At 65.3% G+C, this 22,333-nt stretch carries 21 protein-coding genes and 1 tRNA gene; 15 read left to right on the forward strand and 7 right to left on the reverse strand.

All coding sequences use genetic code 11. The annotated features are described in order from the left end of the window. Window positions 1–1,812: an extracellular solute-binding protein gene (locus tag M2282_RS00555; RefSeq protein ID WP_280806866.1), complete on the reverse strand. Its 1,812-nt coding sequence runs from the start codon at window positions 1,810–1,812 to the stop codon at window positions 1–3. Between the two features lie 37 nt (window positions 1,813–1,849). Here M2282_RS00555 and fabI point away from each other — a divergent pair, with 37 nt between their 5' ends. Continuing rightward, a complete protein-coding gene (gene fabI, locus M2282_RS00560) occupies window positions 1,850–2,632 on the forward strand; it encodes an enoyl-ACP reductase FabI (protein ID WP_280806867.1) in 783 nt (260 codons plus the stop codon). 63 nt (window positions 2,633–2,695) lie between these two features. Further along, the gene (locus tag M2282_RS00565) at window positions 2,696–3,550 is read left to right on the forward strand and encodes a DNA ligase (RefSeq protein ID WP_280806868.1); all 855 of its coding nucleotides are present in this window, start codon (window positions 2,696–2,698) and stop codon (window positions 3,548–3,550) included. Between the two features lie 6 nt (window positions 3,551–3,556). Here M2282_RS00565 and M2282_RS00570 read toward each other — a convergent pair whose 3' ends face one another. Further along, window positions 3,557–5,854 carry an arginine/lysine/ornithine decarboxylase gene (locus M2282_RS00570; protein ID WP_280806869.1) on the reverse strand — a complete coding sequence of 766 codons (2,298 nt, stop codon included), beginning with the start codon at window positions 5,852–5,854 and terminating at the stop codon, window positions 3,557–3,559. 197 nt (window positions 5,855–6,051) lie between these two features. Here M2282_RS00570 and M2282_RS00575 point away from each other — a divergent pair, with 197 nt between their 5' ends. From M2282_RS00575 to M2282_RS00595, 5 genes are all read left to right on the forward strand, one after another. Then, on the forward strand, window positions 6,052–6,477 hold the full coding sequence (locus M2282_RS00575) for an NfeD family protein (RefSeq protein WP_280806870.1): 426 nt from the start codon (window positions 6,052–6,054) through the stop codon (window positions 6,475–6,477). 38 nt (window positions 6,478–6,515) lie between these two features. Further along, the gene (locus tag M2282_RS00580) at window positions 6,516–7,445 is read left to right on the forward strand and encodes an SPFH domain-containing protein (RefSeq protein ID WP_042579791.1); all 930 of its coding nucleotides are present in this window, start codon (window positions 6,516–6,518) and stop codon (window positions 7,443–7,445) included. 24 nt (window positions 7,446–7,469) lie between these two features. After that, window positions 7,470–7,560, forward strand: a tRNA-Ser gene (locus tag M2282_RS00585). Between the two features lie 205 nt (window positions 7,561–7,765). Next, window positions 7,766–8,122 (forward strand): hypothetical protein, encoded by a 357-nt coding sequence (locus M2282_RS00590; protein ID WP_280806871.1) that lies wholly within the window; start codon window positions 7,766–7,768, stop codon window positions 8,120–8,122. Window positions 8,123–8,232: 110 nt separating this feature from the next. Then, window positions 8,233–8,622, forward strand: coding sequence for a response regulator (locus tag M2282_RS00595; RefSeq protein ID WP_280806872.1), 390 nt, complete (start codon window positions 8,233–8,235; stop codon window positions 8,620–8,622). Window positions 8,623–8,725: 103 nt separating this feature from the next. On the opposite strand, the gene M2282_RS00600 is transcribed toward M2282_RS00595, so the two are convergent. The 4 genes from M2282_RS00600 to M2282_RS00615 form a co-directional block, all read right to left on the reverse strand. Beyond that, window positions 8,726–9,934, reverse strand: a complete 1,209-nt coding sequence (locus tag M2282_RS00600) for a branched-chain amino acid ABC transporter substrate-binding protein (protein ID WP_280806873.1) — start codon at window positions 9,932–9,934, stop codon at window positions 8,726–8,728. 137 nt (window positions 9,935–10,071) lie between these two features. Beyond that, window positions 10,072–10,467 carry a hypothetical protein gene (locus tag M2282_RS00605; RefSeq protein ID WP_280806874.1) on the reverse strand — a complete coding sequence of 132 codons (396 nt, stop codon included), beginning with the start codon at window positions 10,465–10,467 and terminating at the stop codon, window positions 10,072–10,074. A 1-nt stretch (window position 10,468) separates the two neighbouring features. Next, window positions 10,469–10,912, reverse strand: coding sequence for a DNA polymerase III subunit chi (locus tag M2282_RS00610; RefSeq protein ID WP_280806875.1), 444 nt, complete (start codon window positions 10,910–10,912; stop codon window positions 10,469–10,471). Then, window positions 10,909–12,423: a leucyl aminopeptidase gene (locus M2282_RS00615; protein WP_280806876.1), complete on the reverse strand. Its 1,515-nt coding sequence runs from the start codon at window positions 12,421–12,423 to the stop codon at window positions 10,909–10,911. Before M2282_RS00615 ends, M2282_RS00610 begins: the two co-directional genes overlap by 4 nt. Window positions 12,424–12,444: 21 nt before the next feature. Between M2282_RS00615 and lptF the strand changes: the two genes are divergently transcribed. The 8 genes from lptF to M2282_RS00655 all read left to right on the forward strand — a co-directional run bounded on the left by lptF (window position 12,445) and on the right by M2282_RS00655 (window position 18,365). Next, window positions 12,445–13,584, forward strand: coding sequence for an LPS export ABC transporter permease LptF (lptF, locus tag M2282_RS00620; protein ID WP_280806877.1), 1,140 nt, complete (start codon window positions 12,445–12,447; stop codon window positions 13,582–13,584). Next, the gene (gene lptG / locus M2282_RS00625; RefSeq protein ID WP_280806878.1) at window positions 13,581–14,690 is read left to right on the forward strand and encodes an LPS export ABC transporter permease LptG; all 1,110 of its coding nucleotides are present in this window, start codon (window positions 13,581–13,583) and stop codon (window positions 14,688–14,690) included. The genes lptF and lptG overlap by 4 nt, the downstream gene beginning before the upstream one ends. A 2-nt stretch (window positions 14,691–14,692) precedes the next feature. Further along, the gene (locus M2282_RS00630; protein WP_280806879.1) at window positions 14,693–15,064 is read left to right on the forward strand and encodes a sirohydrochlorin chelatase; all 372 of its coding nucleotides are present in this window, start codon (window positions 14,693–14,695) and stop codon (window positions 15,062–15,064) included. A gap of 63 nt (window positions 15,065–15,127) precedes the next feature. Further along, window positions 15,128–16,069 carry a CysB family HTH-type transcriptional regulator gene (locus M2282_RS00635; RefSeq protein ID WP_013541245.1) on the forward strand — a complete coding sequence of 314 codons (942 nt, stop codon included), beginning with the start codon at window positions 15,128–15,130 and terminating at the stop codon, window positions 16,067–16,069. Further along, window positions 16,066–17,238, forward strand: coding sequence for a pyridoxal phosphate-dependent aminotransferase (locus M2282_RS00640; protein WP_280806880.1), 1,173 nt, complete (start codon window positions 16,066–16,068; stop codon window positions 17,236–17,238). Before M2282_RS00635 ends, M2282_RS00640 begins: the two co-directional genes overlap by 4 nt. Before the next feature lie 28 nt (window positions 17,239–17,266). Then, entirely contained in the window at window positions 17,267–17,641 is a 375-nt protein-coding gene (locus tag M2282_RS00645; protein ID WP_280806881.1) for a rard protein, read from the forward strand. Window positions 17,642–17,654: 13 nt separating this feature from the next. Beyond that, complete coding sequence (locus M2282_RS00650; RefSeq protein WP_280806882.1) at window positions 17,655–18,107, forward strand: DUF3592 domain-containing protein; 453 nt, start codon at window positions 17,655–17,657, stop codon at window positions 18,105–18,107. Window positions 18,108–18,206: 99 nt separating this feature from the next. Then, entirely contained in the window at window positions 18,207–18,365 is a 159-nt protein-coding gene (locus M2282_RS00655) for a DUF3309 family protein (RefSeq protein ID WP_280806883.1), read from the forward strand. 53 nt (window positions 18,366–18,418) lie between these two features. Here M2282_RS00655 and hrpA read toward each other — a convergent pair whose 3' ends face one another. Then, window positions 18,419–22,282, reverse strand: coding sequence for an ATP-dependent RNA helicase HrpA (gene hrpA / locus M2282_RS00660; RefSeq protein ID WP_280806884.1), 3,864 nt, complete (start codon window positions 22,280–22,282; stop codon window positions 18,419–18,421). Between the last annotated feature and the right edge of the window lie 51 nt (window positions 22,283–22,333).

Genomic DNA, 22,333 nt, shown 5'->3' on the forward strand with positions numbered 1-22,333 from the left:
CTACGGCTTCGGGGGCTTGGCCCACCAGGTGCCCATGATCCAGCCCTCGGCGGCGGCATACGGCGGCATCGGCGCCTTGAAAGCCAGGCGCCAGTCGTCGTACACCACACGGTGCGAGCTCAGCGTCCATTGGGGAATCAGGTAGTGGCTGTGCATGATGACCCGGTCCAGCGCCCTGCAGGCAGGCAGCAACTCCGCCTTGGTGTCGGCATCGACGACAGCCTTGAGCAGGGCGTCGACCGCCGGTGTGGACACGCCCATGTAATTGCCCGAACTCTCCGTCTTGGCGGCCTTGCTGCCGAAGATCTCGAGCAGTTGCTGGCCCGGGTTGTTGGTACCGGCGAAATTGATGGAGGTGATGTCGAACTGGAACCGGTCCAGGCGCTCCTGGTAGAGCGCGAAATCGACGGACGAGAAATTGAGCGCAATGCCGAGCTTCTCAAGGTTGCGGACCCACGGCGACACCGTGCGCACACCGCCTTCCTTGCTGTCCAGGTACTCCAGCGTCATGGCCTCGCCCTTTGCGTTGCGCAGCGCGCCGTCGCGATATTCCCAACCTGCCTCCTTGAGCAACTCGCGCGCACGGCGCAGGTTGTTGCGCAGTGACTGGCCTGCGCCCTCGGTCGTGGGCGGCACATACATGGGGCCGAAGCTGGCATCGGGAATCTTGCCGCGCCAGCGCTCGAGCAAGGCCCTTTCCTCTGCCGAAGGCAGCCCTTGCGCTTCGCAGTCGGTGTTGCCGAACAGGTCCTTCACGCGCGGGTACCCGCCGTAGAACATCTGGCGATTCATCCATTCGTAGTCCAGCGCCAGCCCGAGTGCTTCGCGCACGCGCGGGTCCTTGAGCTTGTCCCGTCGGCTGTTGAGCACGTAGCTCTGGAAGCCCGCGGGTTTCCTGTGCTGAAACTCGTGCTTGATGAGCTCGCCGGTGTCGAAGCGCTTGCCGGTCACCCGTCGTGCCCAGTCGCCGGCCGAGTAGAAGCTCATCATGTCGAACTCGCCGGCCTTCAGGGCCTCCAGGCGCGCCGTGTTGTCCTTGTAGATCTTGACGGTGATGCGGTCGAAGTTCTGGCTGCCGCGGTTCACCGCGAGGTTGCGACCCCAGTAGCCGGGGTCGCGCACGTAGGTGATGTCCTTGCCGAAGCGCACCGGGCCGATCTTGTAGGCGCCGCTGCCGATCGGGATGTCCATCACCACCTGATCGAAGGGCTTGGCCTTGCCGTTTTCGGCTCCCCAGTCGCGGCTGAAGACCGGCAAGCTTCCCACGGTGAGCGGCAGTTCGCGGTTCGGCGTCTTGAAGCGGAAGCGGATGGTGCGCGCATCGATCACGTCGGCGCCGTCCACTTCCTGCAGCAGCGTCTTGTAGCCCGGCGAGGTGAAGGGGCCGATCAGCGTGTCATAGCTGTGCTTCACATCGGCCGCCTCGACGGGCTTGCCGTTGTGGAACTTCGCCTCCGGCCGCAGGCGGAAGACGACGCTGCGGCGGTCCGGAGCGACCGCCACGTCTTCTGCCAGCAGGCCGTAGCCCGAGGCGGTCTCGTCCATCGAACCGGCCAGCAGCGACTCGAAGATCAGGCTGTCGAGGTACGCCGGCGCCGAGCCCTTGATGGTGAATGGGTTGTACTTGTCGAAGGTGGAAACGCGCAAGTTGCTGACCAGGCGCAGTTCCCCGCCCTTGGGCGCGTCGGGGTTGACGTAGTCGAAGGCGGTGAAGCCGGGGCCGTACTTCAGGTCGTCCCAGAGTGCATATCCATGCGCCGCCCACGCGGGAACCGCACACATCAACAACCAGCCGACCCAGAGAAACCGCATGCGAGAATTCTGCCCAAGATTTTCACAAGGCAACTTCATGGGCTTTCTTTCCGGCAAAAAACTGTTGATCACCGGTGTGTTGAGCAATCGCTCGATCGCTTACGGCATCGCCAAGGCGTGCCACGAACAAGGCGCGGAACTCGCCTTCAGTTATGTCGGCGAACGATTCAAGGACCGTATCACCGAATATGCCGCAGACTTCGGCTCGAGCCTGATTTTTGATTGCGACGTGGGCGACGACGCCCAGATCGGCAAGCTCTTCGCCGACCTCGCCCAGGCTTGGCCCAAGTTCGACGGGTTTGTCCACAGCATCGGCTTCGCCCCGCGCGAAGCCATCGCGGGCGACTTCCTGGACGGCCTCTCGCGCGAAGGTTTCAGGATCGCGCACGATATCAGCGCCTACAGCTTCCCCGCCATGGCCAAGGCCGCCCTGCCCTACCTCAACGACAAGTCGGCCCTGCTCACGTTGACCTACCTGGGTGCCGAGCGGGCGCTGCCCAACTACAACACCATGGGCCTGGCCAAGGCCTCGCTCGAAGCCTCGGTGCGCTACACCGCCTCGTCGCTGGGCCCGAAGGGCATGCGCGTGAACGGCATCAGCGCCGGCCCGATCAAGACCCTGGCCGCGAGCGGCATCAAGGGCTTCGGCAAGATGCTCGCGGCCGTGGCCGACGCTTCGCCGATCCGCCGCAACGTGACGATCGAGGAAGTGGGCAACGTCGCCGCGTTCCTGCTGAGCGACCTGGCCAGCGGTGTGACGGCCGAGATCACCTATGTGGACGGCGGCTTCAGCAACGTGGTCGGGGGCATGGCGGAGTAAGTTCCACCGGACTTGGCGAACGGCCGCCTTGCGGTGGTTTCTCGCTGTTCATTTCATCGCATCGTGCTGAATCGACGTTCCCTGCTGCTCGCCGTCCTGAGCGCGGCCCTGGTCACCCCGGCGCTTGCGCGCACCGCTGCACCTCCATTGATGCTGGCCGACGTCTACCGGCCCGGCATGTCGCTGGCCGACTACTGGGTCAGCGAGAAATACGACGGCGTGCGCGGCTACTGGGACGGCAAGCAGCTCTGGACACGCGGCGGCGAACCCGTCGCGGCGCCCGCATGGTTCATCGCATCGCTGCCGAAGCAGCCGCTCGACGGTGAGCTGTGGGCCGGCCGCGGCCGCTTTGCACATGCAGTCTCCACCGCACGAAGCCAGACACCGAACGACGTCGCCTGGCGCGAGATGCGCTTCATGGTGTTCGACATGCCGGCCCAGTCCGGCGACTTCACCGCCCGGCTCGGGGCCCTGCGCAAGCTGCTGCCGATCACCGATGCGCCATGGGTCGTCCTGGTGCCGCAGGAGCGCGCCACCACGCACGCCGAACTGCAAGCCCTGCTCGACAAGACGGTGAAGATGGGCGGCGAAGGCCTGATGCTGCACCGCGGCGGCTCGCTCTACCGCGGCGAGCGCAACAACGACCTGCTCAAGGTCAAGCCCCACGACGACGCCGAGGCGCGCGTGGTCGGCCACGTGACCGGCAAGGGCCGCAACAGCAACCGGCTCGGCGCCTTGGTCGTCGAAACGCCCGAGGGCAAACGCTTCAAACTCGGCAGCGGCTTGACCGATGCCGAGCGAGAGAACCCGCCCGCCATCGGCACCTGGGTCACCTATCGCTTCAACGGCACGAATGCCAGCGGCCTGCCCCGGTTCGCGCGTTTCATGCGGGTGCGCGAAGACGCCCCGCACTCCTGAACAAGATCAGCCGGCCCTGCGCACGCAGTCGGCGTAGTAGCGCTTCTTGCCCGTCTCGTCGATGCGCGCCACGAGGCCGTGGATGTCGGTCTCGAAGCCTGGGCACTGCAGATTGAATTCGCGCGAGAACCTCAGATAGTCGACGATCTTCTTGTTGAACACTTCGCCCGGAATCAGGAGCGGAATGCCCGGCGGATACGGCGTGATCAGGCTGGTCGTGATGCGGCCTTCGAGCTCGTCGATTTCCACGCGCTCGGTCTTCCTGTGTGCGATGTGGGCGAATGCGTCGCTGGGCTTCATGGCCGGCGTGAGGTCGCTCAGGTACATCTCGGTCGTCAGGCGCGCCACGTCGTAACGCGCGTAGAGCTGGTGGATGTGCTGGCACAGGTCGCGCAGGCCCAGGCGTTCGTAGCCCGGGTGCTGCTGGCAGAACTCGGGAAGGATCCGCCACATCGGCTGGTTGCGCGCATAGTCGTCCTTGAACTGCTGCAGCGCCGTGAGCAGCGTGTTCCAGCGGCCCTTGGTGATGCCGATGGTGAACATGATGAAGAAGCTGTAGAGCCCGGTCTTCTCCACGATCACGCCATGCTCGGCGAGGAACTTGGTCACCACGCTCGCGGGGATGCCGGTCTCGGCGAAGTTGCCTTCCAGGTCGAGGCCGGGTGTCACGATGGTCGACTTGATCGGGTCGAGCATGTTGAAGCCGTCGGCCAAATCGCCGAAGCCGTGCCAGTTGCGCGGGCTTTTCTTGTTCTTGGGCTTTCCGTCCTTCTCGCCCTTCATGATCCAGTCATCGGCGCGGCCGATGCCTTCGTCGACGAGCTTCTCGGGTCCCCAGACCTTGAACCACCACTCGTCCTTGCCGAACTCTTCCTCGACCTTGCGCATGGCCCGGCGGAAGTCGAGCGCCTCGAGGATGCTTTCCTCCACCAGCGCGGTGCCGCCGGGCGGCTCCATCATGGCGGCGGCCACGTCGCAGCTCGCGATGATCGCGTACTGCGGGCTGGTGGACGAGTGCATCAGGTAGGCCTCGTTGAAGAGGTCGCGGTCGAGCGCGCGATTCTGCGAGTCCTGCACCAGCACATGGCTGGCCTGGCTGATGCCGGCGAGCAGCTTGTGCGTGGACTGCGTGGCGAATACCAGCGAATCCTTCGGCCGCACGCGGCGCTTGCCCATCGCGTGATAGGCGCCGTAGAACGGGTGGAAGGCGGCATGCGGGAGCCAGGCTTCATCGAAATGCAGCGTATCGACGTAGCCGTCGAGCATGTTCTTGATGGTCTCGGTGTTGTAGATCACGCCGTCGTAGGTCGACTGGGTAAGCGTCATCACGCGCGGCTTGACCTTCTCGTGATCCACGTCGGCCAAGAGCGGGTTGGCCTTGATCTTGGCCTTGATGGCGCTCTGCTCGAACTCGCTCTTGGGAATCGGGCCGATGATGCCGAAGTGGTTGCGCGTGGGCTTCATGAACACCGGAATCGCGCCGGTCATGATGATCGCGTGCAGGATCGACTTGTGGCAGTTGCGGTCGACCACCACCACGTCGTCGGGCGCCACCGTGTGGTGCCACACCATCTTGTTGCTGGTGCTGGTGCCGTTGGTCACGAAGAAGCAATGGTCGGCATTGAAGATGCGCGCCGCATTGCGCTCGCTGGCCGCCACCGGGCCGGTGTGGTCGAGCAGTTGGCCCAGTTCTTCCACCGCGTTGCAGACGTCGGCGCGCAGCATGTTCTCACCGAAGAACTGGTGGAACATGCGGCCCACCGGGCTCTTGAGGAACGCCACGCCGCCCGAGTGGCCCGGGCAGTGCCAGGAGTACGAGCCGTCTTCCGCATAGTCGATCAGCGCCCTGAAGAACGGCGGCTGCACGCCTTCCAGATAGCTCTTGGCCTCGCGGATGATGTGGCGCGCTACGAACTCCGGCGTGTCCTCGAACATGTGGATGAAGCCGTGGAGCTCCCGCAGGATGTCGTTCGGGATGTGGCGCGCGGTCTTGGTCTCGCCATAGATGTAGATCGGCACGTCGGCGTTCTTGCGCCGCACCTCGCCGATGAAGGTGCGCAGGTTCAGCACGGCCGGATCCAGGTCGGGGCCGACCGTGAATTCCTCGTCGTCGATCGACAGGATGAAAGCGCTGGCGCGGCTTTGCTGCTGCGCGAACTGGCTCAGGTCGCCGTAGCTCGTGACGCCCAGCACCTCGAAGCCCTCGCTTTCGAAGGCCTGCGCGAGCGCGCGAATGCCGAGGCCCGAGGTGTTTTCGGAGCGGAAGTCCTCGTCGATGATGACGATGGGGAAGCGGAATTTCATGAGCAGGGCTCCGGACAGGCAATGAGGCGCGAAGTGTACGGAATTCAGATGAAGAATTCGGCCGGCCTGGTGCAAGACATTCGAGCGATGCCGACATGAGGCACGCCCCTGGGGCCAGTACCCCTACATGGGGCAAGCGCTTGGCGCCGTATGCCTCAGAATGGCGCGCATCGAACAAGCAAAAAAGAGGAGTTGACATGGCGAATTCCACCATCTGGTGGCTGATCGCGGGCGCCGCCATCGTGGTCGAGCTGCTCTCGGGCACGGTCTACCTGCTCCTGCTGGCCGCCGGCTTCGCGGCAGCAGCCATCGCGGCGCACCTGGGCTTCGGCACCATCACCCAATTGATCGTCGCCGCCGTGATCGGCGTAGGTGCCGTGCTGGTCTGGTACTCGATCCAGCGCAAGCGCCCGCGGGCAGCGGCCGCCGGCACCAACCGGGACGTGAACCTCGACATCGGCGAGAACGTGCATGTCGATGCATGGAACGCCGATGGCACCGCCACCGTGCGCTACCGCGGCGCCCAATGGACCGTCGTGCAGCGCGCGGGCCATGCACCTTCGACGGGCGAGCACCGTGTCGTCGAGGTGATCGGCAGCCGCCTCGTCGTCGACAAGATCTAGTCAGTCGGAACTCAAGAGCTTAGAAAAGGAAGAGCACCATGGAATTCTCGGTCCCCCTCATCATCCTGGTCATTGCGATCATCTTCATCAGCCAGTCGGTCAAGTTCGTACCGCAGCAGAACGCCTGGGTGCGCGAGCGCCTGGGCAAGTACCACGGCACCATGACGCCCGGCCCCAACTTCCTGATCCCGTTCATCGACCGGGTGGCGTACAAGCACAGCCTGAAGGAAATCCCGCTCGACGTGCCGAGCCAGATCTGTATCACGCGGGACAACACGCAGCTGCAGGTCGACGGCATCCTGTACTTCCAGGTGACCGATCCGATGCGTGCGAGCTACGGCTCGTCGAACTACATCGTGGCCGTGACGCAGCTCGCACAAACATCGCTGCGCAGCGTGATCGGCAAGCTCGAGCTGGACAAGACCTTCGAGGAACGCGACGTCATCAACGCCCAGGTGGTGGCCGCGATCGACGAGGCCGCGCTCAACTGGGGCGTGAAGGTGTTGCGCTACGAAATCAAGGACCTGACGCCGCCGAAGGAAATCCTGCTGGCCATGCAGGCGCAGATCACCGCCGAGCGCGGCAAGCGCGCGCTGATCGCGGCCTCGGAAGGCCGCCGCCAGGAGCAGATCAACATCGCCACGGGTGAGCGCGAGGCCTTCATCGCCCGCTCCGAAGGTGAAAAGCAGGCCCAGATCAACAACGCCCAGGGCGAGGCCGCCGCCATTACCGCGGTGGCCACCGCGACCGCAGACGCCATCGAACGCGTGGCGGCCGCCATCCAGCAGCCCGGCGGCGAACAGGCCGTGCAGCTCAAGGTGGCCGAGCGCGCGGTCGATGCCTACGGCAAGGTCGCAGCCGACTCCAAGACTACGCTAATCGTGCCAAGCAACATGAGCGAGACCGCTGCGCTCATCGCCTCGGCCATGCGCATGGTCCAAGCCGGCAAGCCGTCGAATCCGAGTTGAGCGACTGCTATAATCGTGGGCTCAGGAGCGGTGGATGAGCGGTTTAAGTCGCACGCCTGGAAAGCGTGTGAGGGTTAATAGCCCTCCGCGGGTTCGAATCCCGCCTGCTCCGCCAGAGATTGATTGTTCGTAACCGTTCACGAACATGCAGACAGCAAAAAGCCCAAGTCGCCACAAGCACTTGGGCTTTTTTTGTCTTCCGGCATGTCCTATGACACGTTGCTAGGCAACAACTAGGATCGACGCCACGGATGCATTCGTCTGGCGGTACGATCCAAATGTTTTACTTTCAAGCCGGCAAGAACCGCAAAGGAGCCTCGATGGCTGGACAGACCCGAACCGCGCCGCGTGGCAAGACCTCCCTCGACAGGACGCTTCAGAAGAGCGAAGAAGTCGCCGCCGATGTGCAACGGGCGTCGGACAACCTCGCCGTGGTGAGCACAGTGCTCGAGCAGGAACTGCCTGACGAGATTCAGGTGGGCGAGGTGGCGCAGGCCATCGAGCACACGAGCCAGCTCGAGGAGAAGCTGGCCAAGTCGGCGGAGAAGCTGGCCGAGGTGAATGCCGCGCTGAGCGAAGAAATCGAGAAGCGCCTCGAAGCGACCGCCGAGCGCGACGAAAGCCAGGCGCTGGCCGAAAAGCTCAAGGCAAAGATCCGCGCCAACGGCTCGGACTGACGGGCCCAGGAACAACGCTCCGTCCACGTTCCCGCGGTCCGTCTCCCTTCTCCTACGCCGCGACTGCATCCCGCGCGCTACGCTATTGGTTCTCACAGCAAAACCAAGGCATGGCCCTCATCACGTTCCTCGTCGAGGACAACAAGACCATCAGAGACAACCTGGTCCCGGCACTCGAGGATCTGGTCAATGGCCATGTGGTCGGCTTTGCCGAGACCGAGTCGGATGCACTGGCGTGGCTGGCGGCCCACCCCGACGACTGGCAGCTGCTGATCGTCGACCTGTTCCTCAAGGAAGGTTCCGGACTCGGTGTGCTGGCCGGCTGCAAGGCTCGCTCGGCGGGCCAGCGCGTCGTGGTGCTGAGCAACTACGTGACCGCGGACATCCGAACCCGCTGTGAAGCGCTGGGGGCCGACGCCGTGTTCGACAAATCGCGCGACCTCGACGCCTTCATCGAGTACTGCAACACCGACCGCCCCTCGGGCCTCGCCGTACTCTGACGTCCGGCGGCATTGCGTCCGCAACGCACCATGAGAAAAGGGCCCGAAGGCCCTTTTCTTTTTGAGTGGACAAGCCGCGCGGTTCGCGCGGCTGCCAACACGCTTAGCGCACCACGGCGATCTGCGTGCGCACGCCGCCCTTGTACGTGAACAAGGTCAGTGCGCCGTTCTTGATGTCGCCCTTTTCGTCGAAGGCGATCGGGCCGGTCACGCCCTTGTATTGCAGCTTGCCGATTTCAGGCAGGTACTTTTCCGGCTCCGACGAACCGGCCTTGACCATGGCTTCAGCCAGCACGTTGACCGCGTCGTAGACGTACGGTGCATAGATCTGCACTTCGACGCCGTTCTTGGTCTTGAACTTGGCCTTGAAATCTTCCAGCGGCTGCTTGAAGTCGCCGTCGACACCGCCGGCTTCGGCGCAAACCACCATGTCTTCACCGATGGCATCGCCAGCCAGCTTCGGCAGCTCGCCGGTGCACAAGCCGTCGCCGCCCATGAACTTGACGTTCAGGCCGAGTTGCTTGACTTGCTTGAGCATCGGGCCGCCAACGGCGTCCATGCCGCCGAAGAACAGCACGTCGGGCTTGGCAGCCTTCAGCTTGGTCAGGATGGCGTTGAAGTCGGTCGACTTGTCGGTGGTGAACTCGTGGCCCACGATGGTGGCGCCCGCGGCCTTGGCCGACTTCTCGAATTCTTCGGCAACGCCCTGGCCGTAGGCCGTGCGGTCGTCGATCACGGCAATGTTCTTGCCCTTGAGCGTGTCGACTGCGTACTTGCCCAGCGTGCCGCCCAGTTGCGTGTCGTCGGCCACCACGCGGAACGTGGTCTTGAAGCCTTGGCGCGTGTACTTGGGGTTGGTCGCCGACGGCGAGACCTGCGGGATGCCGGCGTCGCTGTAGAGCTTGGAAGCGGGGATGGTCGTGCCGGAATTCAGGTGACCGACCACGCCGTTGACCTTTTCGTCGACCAGCTTCTGGGCAACAGCCGTGCCCTGCTTCGGATCGCCGGCGTCGTCTTCGGCCACCAGCACGAACTTGGCAACCTTGTCGCCGATCTTGAGGCCCTTTGCATTCAGGTCTTCAATGGCCATCTTGGCGCCGAACTCGTTGTCCTTGCCAAGGTGGGCAATGGGACCGCTGGTCGGGCCGACGTGACCGATCTTGACGATCAGCGCATCGGCGGGAGGCGCTGCAGGTGCGGGGGCCGCTGCCGTGGGTGCCGGCGTAGCGGCGGGTGCGGCAGCTTCTTCTTTCTTGCCGCAAGCCACCAGCGTGAGTGCAGCCAGTGCGACCGCAGTCCATTTCAATTGCATGGGAAACCTCCAGAACTTGGATTGAAAACAATAAAAACCGGTCGTGTGATCCGGGCGCGCAGAACTCGCAAGTTTCGCGCCGCGGACCAGCGGCACCCTCACGCCATTCCGACCTGCGGCGCAGTTTAGCCGAGGATTTATGCGCCGGAAGCTGGCGTAGACCCTGTGTTTTCGGAGAGCTCGGCGGCCATCGATTCGATCACCAGCGCGCGCAGAACAGCTTCGATTTCACCGCGCAGCCGGGGCACCATGTCGTCGAGTTGCTGCTGGACCGCGGCGGATACCGCATCGCTCAGGCGCTCTTCCAGCGACAGGTCGACGCGCTGCAGCACGCGATGCAGAAGCTGCTCTTCGAGGCTGACGATTTCCGCCTGCGTGAGCTGCACCGCGGGCGGCAACGCGACCGCGGTGGCCGTATCGGGCTGTGGCGCCGGTGCATCGGACGGCTCGGGGCTCGCGGGCTCCGCCGGGATGTCGAGCACCGTGGTCAGCGTGGGAACGAACCGGGGCGGCGTGCGCAGCGTGCTGGCCATGTCAGGAAGCGCTCCTTGCGAAATCGTGTGGCTGGATGGTGTAGCCGCGGTCGGCGTAATGGCGCCAGCGCGAGCGGCCGATCTGCCGGTCGTTGGCCTCGTCGCTCACGATGTCGATCAGGCGCTCGAAGCGCTCGAAACCGGCGGGCACTTCCAGGCCCAGGTTCACCAGCATCTCGCGGTGCGGCAACGACGCTGCATCGGCACCGTCCGAAGAAAGGACCACCGGCGAGCGGGCCACCACGTGGGCCTGTGCATCGCCGCGGCAATGCGCGACGAAGTCGACGGGCGACAGCTGCCAGAGCGCGGCATCCACTGCGTCGAGCATCTGCGCATCGCCGACCACCACCACCCGCAGGCCGCGGGCATTCACCGCCTTGCGAACGAGCCGGCAAGCGTAGTTCAGCTTGTCGGGCGCATTGAAGTGAAAGCCGATTTCCGTCACTTCGGGGACCGGGCCTTCCGTGGCGAGGTCGTGGGCCCGGACTTGGCTTTGGACGAAGCGGGAGCGGCGTTGTCGGCTGCGCGCGTCGTCAGGTAGGAAACCAGGAGACCCACCGGCCGGCCCGTCGAGCCCTTCGCCGCGCCGCTCTTCCAGGCGGTGCCGGCGATGTCCAGGTGGGCCCAGGGATAGTCATCGGCAAAGCGCTGCAGGAATTTGGCCGCGGTGATGGCACCACCGGCACGGCCGGCGATGTTGGCCACATCGGCGAAGTTGCTCTTGAGGCCTTCGGCGTAGTCGTCGTCCAGCGGCAGGCGCCAGCAGCGGTCTTCCGATTCTTCGCCAGCCGCCTGAAGCGCCGCGGCCAGCGTCTCGTCGCTCGCGAAAAGGCCGCTGCGCACGCCGCCGAGTGCGACCACGCAGGCACCCGTGAGCGTCGCGATGTCGATCACCGCGGCCGGATCGAAACGCTTGGCATAGGTCAGCGCATCGCACAGGATGAGGCGGCCTTCGGCATCGGTGTTGAGCACTTCGATGGTCTGCCCGCTCATGCTGGTGACCACGTCGCCGGGCTTCAAGGCCTTGCCGTCGTTCATGTTCTCGCACGACGGCACGAGGCCGACCACGTTGATCGCCGGCTGGATCTCGCCGAGCGCGCGGAAAGTGCCCAGCACGCTCGCGGCGCCGCACATGTCGAACTTCATCTCGTCCATCTCGGCCGCGGGCTTGAGCGAGACGCCGCCGGTGTCGAAGGTGATGCCCTTGCCGACCAGCACCACCGGTGCCTGGTCCTTGGGCGCGCCCTGGTAGCGCAGCACGATGAAGCGAAGCGGCTCGGCCGAACCCTGTGCCACAGCGGCGAACGAGCCCATGCCGAGCTTCTCGACTTCCTTGGGCCCGAGCACCTCGCACTTGATGTTGGGGAGCCTGGCCAGCTCCTTGGCGGCTTCGGCCAGGAGCGTGGGGGTGGCGTGGTTGGCGGGGCGGTTGCCCCACTCCTTGGCCAGCTCGATGCCCAGCACTGTGGCGCGGGCTTGGTCGAAGGCCTTGTTCGCGCCGGTCGCATCGGCCACGCCGATGGTCAGGTGGCGGATGCTGCGCGGCTCGGCCTTCGATTTGGTGGTCGTGTAGACGTAGCTGGCGTCGGCAGCTGCCGTGACGGCGCAGGCCACGGCCGCGCCGTCGGCCGGCTGGGCAAAGACGATGACGGCCCGCTTGGGCCGATGGGCCTTGGCCGCATTGACTGCCGCGATCACGCCGCTGCGCACCGACGCGGGCTTGCCGTCGCCGATGGCCGCGAGCACGACGCGGGGGGCCACGACGTCGTCGGGACGGTAGAGTGAGAGAAGCTTGCCGGCCTTGTCGGGCAGATCGCCGGCCTTTCGGGCGCTGGCGGCCAGCACGGAAAGAGCGTCCTTGGAGGTGAGAGGCGCATTGCCGACGAGCACGATGAGGACATCGGATTTTTCGGCTGCGGCCTGGGCGACGGTGAGGGGCTTGAGTTGAAAGTCCATAATCCTTTTTTTCCTCGAACGATGTTATTCCATTCTTCCCTACGCAAGGAGCTGTCCCGCAGCTTCGGAGCGACCCTCGTGGTTCTGGTCACCATCGTGATGACCATGATGCTCATCCGTACCCTCGGGCTCGCGTCCAAGGGCAGCGTGAATCCGGCCGATGTCTTCATCGTGATGGCCTACACGGTGCTGGGCTACATGCCCACCATCCTGAGCCTGAGCCTTTTCATCGCCATCGTCGGCACGCTCTCGCGCATGTACCGGGACAGCGAAATGGTGATCTGGTTCTCCAGCGGCCGGGGACTCACCGACTTCGTCGAACCGCTGTTTCGCTTCGCCTGGCCGGTGCTGCTCCTGATCGCCGCGATGGCGCTGGTGGGCTGGCCCTGGGCCAACTCGCAGACCATCGGCATGCGCCAGCAGTACGAGCAGCGCAGCGACATCGAACGCGTCACGCCCGGCGAATTCCGTGAATCGTCGGGCCGGATGCGCGTCTTCTTCATCGACAAGGACACGCCGGACGGCGCCACCGCCACCAACGTCTTCATCTGGGCCATCGAACGCGGGCTGCAGATCACCACGTCGGCGCGCAGCGGCCGCATCGAGGACGTGGGCCCCAACCGCTTCCTGATGCTCAGCAACGGCCAGCGGCTGGAGCGCCCGCTGCTGCCGACCTCGGGCCTGAAGATCAGCGAGTTCAAGACCTACGGCACCCGGGCCGGTGGCAGCGCGGATGCCGCCACCGACGCGACACCGGTACGTGCTCGCACCACCCTGTCGCTCTTGCGCGATCGCAGCAACGCAAGCCTGGGCGAACTGGGCTGGCGCATCGGCATGCTGCTGGCCGCCATCAACTTCGTGCTGCTGGCACTGACCGTCTCCACCGCCAATCCCCGCGTGGGACGCAGCGGCAACCTGCTGCTCGCGCTGTTCGCCTTCGTCATCTACTACAACCTGCTGAACCTCGGCCAGAGCTGGGTCAGCTCCGGGCGCTACGGCATGGGCAGCTTCCTGCTCCTGCTGCACGGCGGGGTCTTCCTCATCGGTACGACGTGGCTGGTGCTGCGCAACAACAACTGGGGGCAGCGAAGGACGCGCGCGATCGCCGGCGGCCTGCCGACCCCGAAGCCACAGCCACCCAAGATCGACCCCACTTCGTGAAAACCATAAGACGCCTGATCTACGTCGAGGCACTGAAGGCGGTGGCCTTCGTGACGCTCGGCTTCCTGAGCCTGTTCTTCTTCTTCGACTTCGTCGACGAGTTGCAGTCCGTCGGCAAGCCCGAAAGCTTGGCTTACGGGCCGATGCAGGCGCTGGTGTACGTGGCGCTGATGGTTCCCAGCCACCTCTACGAGCTGCTGCCAATCACCGTGCTGATCGGCTGCATCTTCGTGATGGCGCGTCTTGCGCAAAGCTCCGAATACACCATCCTGCGCACCAGCGGCCTGGGCCCCTGGCGTGCGCTGCGCACGCTGCTGCTGCTGGGCCTGGGCTTCGTCATCCTCACCTTCGCCGTGGGCGATTACATCGCGCCGCTGTCGGGGCGCACCGGCCAGCTGTTCAAGTCGCGATACCAGGCCCCCTACACGCTGGTGGGCAACACCGGCGCCTGGCTCAAGGAGAAGCGCGACAACGTCTCCTACGCGGTGAACGTGCTGTCGATCTCGCGCGATGGCACGCTGCAGAACGCGCGCATCTTCGAGTTCGATGCCAACGGCTACGTAAGCAAGCAGTTGGTCGCCAAGTCCGCGCGCATCTTCGACGGGCACTGGACCCTGGCAGACGTCGAAAAGCAGGACTACGACACGCGCAGCGCGGCCGACAAGGCCCGCGTCACCACGGACAAGATTCCGCAGATGGACTGGAAGACCTCGCTCACGGCCGAAATGGTGTCGGTGGCGCTGCTTCGACCGGACCGCATGAGCACCATCGACCTGTTCGACTACATCCGCCACCTGGACGCCAACGGCCAGACGGCGCAGCGCTACGAAATCGAGTTCTGGCGCAAGGTGTTCTATCCGCTGTCCTGCCTGGTGATGGTGGTGCTCGCCCTGCCCTTCGCCTACCTGCACTTCCGCCAGGCCGGCATCACCACCTACGTGTTCGGCGGCGTGATGATCGGCATCAGCTTCTTTTTGCTGAACAACGTGTTCGGCTACCTCGGCAATCTCAGCAACTGGTCGCCATGGCTGACAGCCGCGGCGCCGGGGATGATCTATTCGGTGATGTCGTTGACGGCCTTCAGCTGGCTGGTTCTTCGAAGATGACCATGGCAACGCAGATGCGGGGCATCGTGCTGCTGGCGCACGGTTCGCGCGACGAGCGCTGGCGCGAGCCCATCGAGGCGGTGGCCGCGCGCCTCCTGCAAGACGACCCTGCCGCGCAGGTCGTGTGCGCGTACATGGAGCTCGCCACGCCGGACCTGCATTCGGCCGCAGCCGGCCTGATCGCCGAGGGCGCCAAGGCCGTCCGCGTCGTTCCCCTGTTCCTCGGCATGGGCAAACATGCCCGCGAAGACCTGCCGCTGCAGCTCCAAACCCTGCGCAAGACCTGGCCCGACATCGACTTCTCGCTCACCCGCATCGTTGGAGAAGAGCCCGAACTGGTGGAATTGCTGGCAAGAATTGCGGCCAAATCCTGAAGATTCGGCAATTTCGATAGATTGCGAAGGCATAATGAATTCCGTAATAAGACGGAATTTGATATGAATCTGCACCAATTCAAGTTTGTTCAGGAGGCCGTGCGGCGCAACCTGAACCTCACCGAGGCGGCCAAGGCGCTTCATACCTCGCAGCCCGGTGTCTCCAAAGCCATCATCGAGCTCGAGGAAGAACTGGGCGTCGAGATTTTTGCGCGCCACGGCAAGCGCCTCAAGCGCGTGACCGAGCCGGGCCAGCATGTCATTGCCAGCATCGAACTGATCATGCGCGAGGTCGGCAACCTGAAGCGCATCGGCGAACAGTTCAGCGCGCAGGACAGCGGCACCCTTTCCATCGCCACCACCCACACCCAGGCGCGCTACGTGCTGCCGGTGCCCGTTGCCAACCTGCGCGAGGCCTATCCGAAGGTCAACGTGAGCCTGCACCAAGGCTCGCCCGACCAGGTGGCGCGCATGGTGATCGACGAAATCGCAGAGATCGGCATCGCCACCGAATCGCTCGACGGCTACGCCGAACTCGTGACGCTGCCCTGCTACGAATGGCAGCACGTGCTGGTGCTCCCCAAGGACCATCCGCTGGCCGCCAAGGAGCGCATCTCGCTCGAGGACCTGGCGCTCGAGCCGATCATCACCTATCACCCGTCGTTCACCGGTCGCACGCGCATCGACCACGCCTTCGCGCAGAAGAAGCTCACGCCGCGCATCGCGCTCGAAGCGATCGACTCCGACGTGATCAAGACCTACGTGCGCCTGGGCCTGGGCGTCGGCATCGTGGCCGAGATGGCGGTGCGCGACGAGTCGAACGCCGACCTCGTGGTGCGTCCGATGGGCCATGTGTTCGGCCAGAATATTGCCCGGGTCGCGTTCAAGCGCAGCGCCTACCTGCGCAACTTCGTCTTCAAGTTCGCCGAGCTGCTCTCGGACCGGCTCGACCGCAACCTGATCGCCAAGGCCCTGAGCGGCCACCAACAAGACTACGAACTATGAGTACTGTGCTTTCCCCACGCACGCCCGAAATCACCACCAAGCTGCCGGCCGTCGGCACCACCATCTTCACGGTCATGTCGGCGCTGGCCGCCGAGAAGAACGCAGTCAACCTCGGGCAGGGATTTCCGGATTTCCATTGCGATCCGAAGCTGCTCGAAGACGTGACGGCCGCCATGGCCGCGGGCCATAACCAGTACCCGCCGATGCCGGGCATTCCGGCGCTGCGCGACGCCATTGCCGCCAAGATCTCTGCGCTTTACGGCCACAGCTACAGCGCCGCCACCGAGATCACCGTCACCGCGGGTGCGACGCAGGCCATCATCACTGCCATCCTCGCCATCGTGCGGCCGGGCGACGAAGTGATCGTGCTGGAACCCTGCTACGACAGCTACGTGCCCAACATCGAACTGGCCGGCGGCAGCGTGGTGCGCGTGCCGCTCGTGCCCGGCACCTTCCGCCCCGATTTCGACAAGATCGCTGCAGCGATGAGCCCGCGCACCCGCGCGATCATCATCAACACGCCGCACAACCCGAGCGCCACGGTCTGGACCGAGGCCGAGATGCGCAAGCTCGAAGAACTGCTCGCGCCCACCGACGTGTTCGTGATCGCCGACGAGGTCTACGAGCACATGGTGTTCGACGCCGCACGCCACGAAAGCGTGGCCCGCTTCCCGGGCCTGGCCGCGCGCAGCTTCATCGTCAGCAGCTTCGGCAAGACGTATCACGTGACCGGATGGAAGGTCGGCTACGTGGCCGCGCCTGCGCCGCTGATGGCGGAGTTCCGCAAGGTGCACCAGTTCAACGTGTTCACCGTCAACACGCCGATGCAGCATGCGCTTGCGCAGTACATGGCCGAGCCGAAGCCCTACCTCGAGTTGCCGGCCTTCTACCAGCGCAAGCGCGACCTGTTCGCCGCCGGCCTGGCCGAGAAGACGCGCTTCAGGCTGCTGCGCAGCGAAGGCAGCTATTTCCAGTGCGTCGACATCTCGGCCGTGAGCGATCTCTCCGAGGCCGACTTCTGCCTCTGGCTCACCGGCGAGATCGGCGTGGCGGCCATCCCGCTGTCGGCGTTCTACGGCAACGGCTTCGACCAGCGCGTGGTGCGCTTCTGCTTCGCCAAGAAGGACGAGACGCTCGTCGCCGCGCTGGACCGGCTCGCGAAGCTCTGACAACGGTCGCCAGGACCCGGGCACCGCGATGACGATGAACCGGCCGCGCTGGATCCTGCTGGTGCTGGGCCTCTCGTTCCTTGTGGTGGGTGTGGCCGATGCCTTCATGCCGCCCCTTCGCGGCAAGGACTACAGCGTGCTCGACGTGGCGCATGCATTCCTGATCTCGGCGCTTTGCTACACGTGGTGCCGGGCCGAGGGCTTGGCGCGCGGCGTGATCCCGCCCGGCCGCTCGGCGCTGCTCGCAGGCGTCTTTCCGCTGCTGGGCATTCCGGTCTATTTCTTCCGCACGCGCCCCTGGCGACGGGCGCTGCTGTCCACGCTGGGGGCGGCTGGCTTTCTGGTCGCCGGCCTGCTGCTCGCGGCCGTCGGCACCTTGTTGACCGACTTGATGCGGCCCTGAGAGGATGGCCCGCATGAACTCCGCGCGCGTCATCAAGATCGTTTTCAGCCTGGTCGGCGTGTCGATGCTCGTCGGCGCGTGGTCGCTCTACCGGAACACCACGAAATTCATCGCTTCGGCCAGCCGGGCGCAAGGCGAGGTGGTCGAACTGCTGCGCGTGGAGAGTTCGCGCCGCAACAGCTCGGACACATGGCGCCCGTTGGTGCATTTCAAGGTGCCGTCCGGCGAGATCGTCGAGTTCGCGCCATCGAGCAGCAGCAGCCCGCCCGCCTACGACAAGGGAGAGGCCGTGGGCGTGTTCTTCGACCCCGCCGATCCGAAGGACGCCCGGCTCGATGGCTTCTTCGACCTCTGGGGCGGCGCAACCATCGCCGGCGGGCTGGGCCTCGTGTTCCTGGCGTTCGCCGTCGGCATGCACTTCCTGCTCTCCGACGAAGCAAGCGCCAAGCGCCGACGCCCACAGTAGGACTGTCCTGACCGCCGAAGGGGCGGCTATCCGGCGCTCCGTGCGTTCCGGGACGCTGAGCATGAAAGCTCGCAACAACAAACGTCCCAGGAGAAAACCATGTCCCTCTCGTTCATTCTGCTGATCGTCCTGATCCTGATACTGATTGGCGCGTTGCCGAGTTGGGGCTACAGCCGCTCCTGGGGCTACGGCCCGAGCGGCGGCGTCGGCCTCATCGTCGTGATCGTCATCATCCTGGTGCTCATGGGCCGCATATAGCAACGCCCACACCGCAATGAAGAAAGGCCCCACCGGAAACGGCGGGGCTTTTTTTAAGCCTGCAGCTGGGCCCAGGCCTTGTCGAGCCGCTTGACGCTCACGGGCTGCGGCGTGCGCAGTTCCTGCGCGAAGAAGCTCACGCGAAGCTCCTCGAGCAGCCAGCGGAATTCGAGCATGCGGTCGTCCACCGCGCCCTTGCGCTCGGCCACCAGCCGCCAGTAGCGCTGCTCCTGCGGGCGCAGCTCGGCCAGCTTGGCGGTGTCGCGCGCGGGATCGGCGCGCAACTTGTCCAGGCGCAACACGATGGCTTTGAGGTAACGCGCAAAGTGCTGCAGTTGCGTCCACGGCGAATCGGCGATGAAGCGCTTGCCGACCAGCTTCTGCAACTGCTGCGCGGCGTCCTGCACAGCCTCGGGCTGGATCTTGGTGTCCTTGATCTTGCGCGCGGCGGCTGCGTATTCGACGAGGATGGTCGATGCAAGGCGCGCCACCTCGTTCGCGATCAGCGTGAGCCGCCCTCGCCCCTCTTCCAGCCGGCGCTTGAAAGCGAACTCGTCGGTCGGCAGCGGCTCCTGCAGGAAGGCCCGGTCGATCGCCACGTCGATGATCTGCGCGCGCAGCTCCTCGGAAGTGCCCAGCGGCATGTAGGCCACGGCCATCTTCTGCAGGTCGGGAATGTTCTTCTCGAGGTACTTGAGCGCATCCTTCAGCTGCAGCGCAAACAGGCGGCGCAGGCCGGCGCGGTGCTTCGCCGCGGCCACGGCAGGCTCGTCGAACACCTCGATCGTCACCGCATCGCCTTCATCGCGCAGCGCGGGAAAGCCGATGAGCGACTGCGAACCGCGGCGCACTTCCATCAGCTCCGGCAGCTCGCCGAAGGTCCAGGCCGTGTAGCGCTGGCCCGCGGGCAGCGCGGGTGTCGCCTTCTCGGGCGCCGCACTTTTCGCAGGCGCCTTGCCTTCATCGGCGGCCGAGACCTTCGGCGCGGGCGACGCTTTCACATTGAGCCCCGCCAATGCCTGGAACGCCCCACGCGCCTGCGCACCCAGCTCGGCCTTCAGCGCACCGAGGTTGCGCCCCATGCCCAGCTGACGGCCATGCTCGTCGACGATGCGCAGGTTCATGAACATGTGCGGCGGCAGCATGTCGAGCTTGAAGTCGGCGCGCTTGACGTCGATGCTGGTCAGGTCGCGCACGCGCTTGAGCAGCACGTCGGTGAGCGAGCCCGTGCCGAACAGCTCCGGCACCGACAGCGCCTCCGCCAGTTTGGCCGCCGACTCGGGCAGCGGCACCAGCCGCGAGCGCGGGCGTTGCGGCAGGCTCTTGAGCAGCGCCTGGATCTTGTCCTTGAGCATGCCGGTCACCAGCCACTCGCAGCGCTCCTCGCTCACCTGGTTGAGCACGAACAGCGGCACGCTGACGGTAAGGCCGTCCTTCGCATCGCCGGGTTCGTGCAGGTACGCCGCGGCGCAATCGACGCCGCCCAGGCGCAGCGTCGCCGGGAAGGATTGCGTCGTGATGCCGGCCGCCTGGTGGCGCATCAGCTCCTCGCGCGTCAGGTACAGAAGGCGCGGCTGGTCCTTCGAGGCGTGGCGGTACCAGTTCTCGAAGGTGATGCCGCTGGCCACATCGGCGGGCAGTTGCGCGTCGTAGAAGGCGAAGATCAGCTCTTCGTCGACCAGCACGTCCTGCCGCCGCGCCTTGTGCTCCAGCCCTTCGACCTCGCGCACCAGCTTGCGGTTGGCGGTGAGGAACGGGAACTTGCTTTCCCACTGGCCGGCGACCAGCGCTTCACGAATGAAGATCTCGCGCGCTGCGACCGGATCGACCTTCGTGAAGTCGACGCGGCGCCCGCTGTAGACCACGAGGCCGTAGAGCGTTGCGCGCTCCAATGCCGAGACCTGCGCGCCCTTCTTTTCCCAATGCGGATCGAGCAGTTGCTTCTTCAGCAGATGTCCGGCCACCTGTTCGAGCCACTGCGGCTCGATGTTGGCGATCCCGCGCCCGAAGAGCCGCGTGGTCTCGACCAGTTCGGCCGCGACGATCCAGCGGCCGGGCTTCTTCTTCAGATGCGCACCCGGGTGCTTGTAGAACTTGATGCCGCGCGCACCGAGGTAAGCCTCGTCGTCCTCGAGCTTCCAGCCGACGTTGCCCAGCAGGCCCGCGAGCATCGACAGGTGCAGCGGCTCATAGCCGGCCGGCTCCGCGTTGATGCGCCACTTGTGCTCGGTGACCACCGTGAGCAACTGCGAGTGGATGTCCCGCCACTCGCGCACGCGGCGGATGTTGATGAAGTTCTGGCGCAGCAACTGCTCGTATTGGCGGTTGCTGAGCTTGTGCGTGTCGCCATGACCACCGCGTGCGTCGGCGATCCATTTCCACAGGCGCAGGTAGCCGCTGAATTCGCTCTTCTCGTCGTCGAACTTCGAATGCGCCTGGTCGGCCTGCTGCTGCGCTTCCATCGGCCGGTCGCGCACGTCCTGCACGCTGAGGGCGGAGGCGATGACCAGCACTTCTTCGAGCGCGCCGCGCGTGCGGGCTTCGAGAATCATCCGGCCGACGCGGGGGTCCAGCGGCAGCTTGGCGAGTTCGGCGCCGGTGGCGGTGAGCTCGTTCGCATCGTCGACCGCGCCGAGTTCGTTGAGCAGCTGGTAGCCGTCGGCGATCGCGCGCGGCGACGGCGCTTCGAGAAACGGGAACTGCGCCACGTCGCCCAGCCGCAGCGACTTCATCCGCAGGATCACGCCCGCGAGCGATGAACGCAGGATTTCCGGATCGGTAAAGCGCGGGCGGCCGTCGAAATCCTTCTCGTCGTAGAGCCGGATGCAGATGCCGTTCGCCACGCGGCCGCAACGGCCCGCGCGCTGGTTGGCCGCGGCCTGGCTGATCGGCTCGACCAGCAGCTGCTCGACCTTGCTGCGGAAGCTGTAGCGCTTGACGCGCGCTGTGCCGGTGTCGATCACATAGCGGGTGCCCGGCACCGTCAGCGAGGTTTCGGCCACGTTGGTGGCGAGCACGATGCGCCGGCCCGAGTGGCTCTCGAAGATGCGGTCCTGCTCTGGCCCCGAGAGCCGCGCGAACAGCGGCATGACCTCGGCGTTGCGAAACAGCGGCTGATGGCTCAGGTGGCGGCGCAGGTGGTCGGCCGCCTCGCGAATCTCGCGCTCGCCGGGCAGGAAGACCAAAATGTCGCCCGCGTTGTGCGGATCGCGCCAGAGCTCGTCGACGCCGTCGGCAATCGCGTCGTTGATGTCGTGCTCGCGCGATTCCTCGAAAGGGCGGTAGCGCTGCTCGACGGGAAAAGTGCGCCCCGAGACATAGATGATCGGCGCCGGGCCCTTGGCGGACGCAAAGTGCAGCGCGAAGCGGTCGGCGTCGATGGTCGCAGAGGTCACGATCACCTTCAGGTCGGGCCGGCGCGGAAGAATCTCGCGCAGGTAGCCCAGCAGGAAGTCGATGTTCAGCGAACGCTCGTGGGCCTCGTCGATGATGAGCGTGTCGTAGGCCTTGAGCAGCGGATCGGTCTGCGTCTCGGCGAGCAGGATGCCGTCGGTCATGAGCTTGACCGAGGCGTCGCGGCTCAGGCGGTCCTGAAAACGCACCTTGAAGCCGACCACGTCGCCCAGCGGCGTCTTCAGCTCTTCGGCGATGCGCTTGGCCACCGAGCTTGCGGCGATGCGCCGTGGCTGCGTGTGGCCGATGAGCCGGCCCTTGCCCGGCTCGGCATTGATCTTGCCGCGGCCGAGCGCCAGCGCGATCTTGGGCAACTGCGTGGTCTTGCCCGAGCCGGTTTCGCCGCAGACGATCACGACCTGGTTCGCCTGGATGGCGGCCATGATTTCGTCGCGCCTGCCGGAGACGGGAAGCGATTCGGGGAACTCGATGCGCAAGGGGGCGGAGGGTGTCGTGGTCGTCAAGGGAAAGCAGTCGTCGTCGGCACGCGGCGGGCAAACCGTCGATTATCGGCG

This window comes from Variovorax boronicumulans (assembly GCF_029892485.1).
Taxonomy (GTDB): domain Bacteria; phylum Pseudomonadota; class Gammaproteobacteria; order Burkholderiales; family Burkholderiaceae_C; genus Variovorax; species Variovorax boronicumulans_B.

Excerpts from the sequence above, each read along its gene's own strand:
- M2282_RS00555 (WP_280806866.1), bottom strand. The coding sequence starts at position 1,812 with ATGCGGTTTCTCTGGGTCGGCTGGTTGTTGATGTGTGCGGTTCCCGCG.
- fabI (WP_280806867.1), top strand. The coding sequence starts at position 1,850 with ATGGGCTTTCTTTCCGGCAAAAAACTGTTGATCACCGGTGTGTTGAGC.
- M2282_RS00570 (WP_280806869.1), bottom strand. The coding sequence starts at position 5,854 with ATGAAATTCCGCTTCCCCATCGTCATCATCGACGAGGACTTCCGCTCC.
- M2282_RS00575 (WP_280806870.1), top strand. The coding sequence starts at position 6,052 with ATGGCGAATTCCACCATCTGGTGGCTGATCGCGGGCGCCGCCATCGTG.
- M2282_RS00580 (WP_042579791.1), top strand. The coding sequence starts at position 6,516 with ATGGAATTCTCGGTCCCCCTCATCATCCTGGTCATTGCGATCATCTTC.
- M2282_RS00590 (WP_280806871.1), top strand. The coding sequence starts at position 7,766 with ATGGCTGGACAGACCCGAACCGCGCCGCGTGGCAAGACCTCCCTCGAC.
- M2282_RS00595 (WP_280806872.1), top strand. The coding sequence starts at position 8,233 with ATGGCCCTCATCACGTTCCTCGTCGAGGACAACAAGACCATCAGAGAC.
- M2282_RS00600 (WP_280806873.1), bottom strand. The coding sequence starts at position 9,934 with ATGCAATTGAAATGGACTGCGGTCGCACTGGCTGCACTCACGCTGGTG.
- M2282_RS00605 (WP_280806874.1), bottom strand. The coding sequence starts at position 10,467 with ATGGCCAGCACGCTGCGCACGCCGCCCCGGTTCGTTCCCACGCTGACC.
- M2282_RS00615 (WP_280806876.1), bottom strand. The coding sequence starts at position 12,423 with ATGGACTTTCAACTCAAGCCCCTCACCGTCGCCCAGGCCGCAGCCGAA.
- lptF (WP_280806877.1), top strand. The coding sequence starts at position 12,445 with ATGTTATTCCATTCTTCCCTACGCAAGGAGCTGTCCCGCAGCTTCGGA.
- M2282_RS00630 (WP_280806879.1), top strand. The coding sequence starts at position 14,693 with ATGGCAACGCAGATGCGGGGCATCGTGCTGCTGGCGCACGGTTCGCGC.
- M2282_RS00635 (WP_013541245.1), top strand. The coding sequence starts at position 15,128 with ATGAATCTGCACCAATTCAAGTTTGTTCAGGAGGCCGTGCGGCGCAAC.
- M2282_RS00640 (WP_280806880.1), top strand. The coding sequence starts at position 16,066 with ATGAGTACTGTGCTTTCCCCACGCACGCCCGAAATCACCACCAAGCTG.
- M2282_RS00645 (WP_280806881.1), top strand. The coding sequence starts at position 17,267 with ATGACGATGAACCGGCCGCGCTGGATCCTGCTGGTGCTGGGCCTCTCG.
- M2282_RS00650 (WP_280806882.1), top strand. The coding sequence starts at position 17,655 with ATGAACTCCGCGCGCGTCATCAAGATCGTTTTCAGCCTGGTCGGCGTG.
- M2282_RS00655 (WP_280806883.1), top strand. The coding sequence starts at position 18,207 with ATGTCCCTCTCGTTCATTCTGCTGATCGTCCTGATCCTGATACTGATT.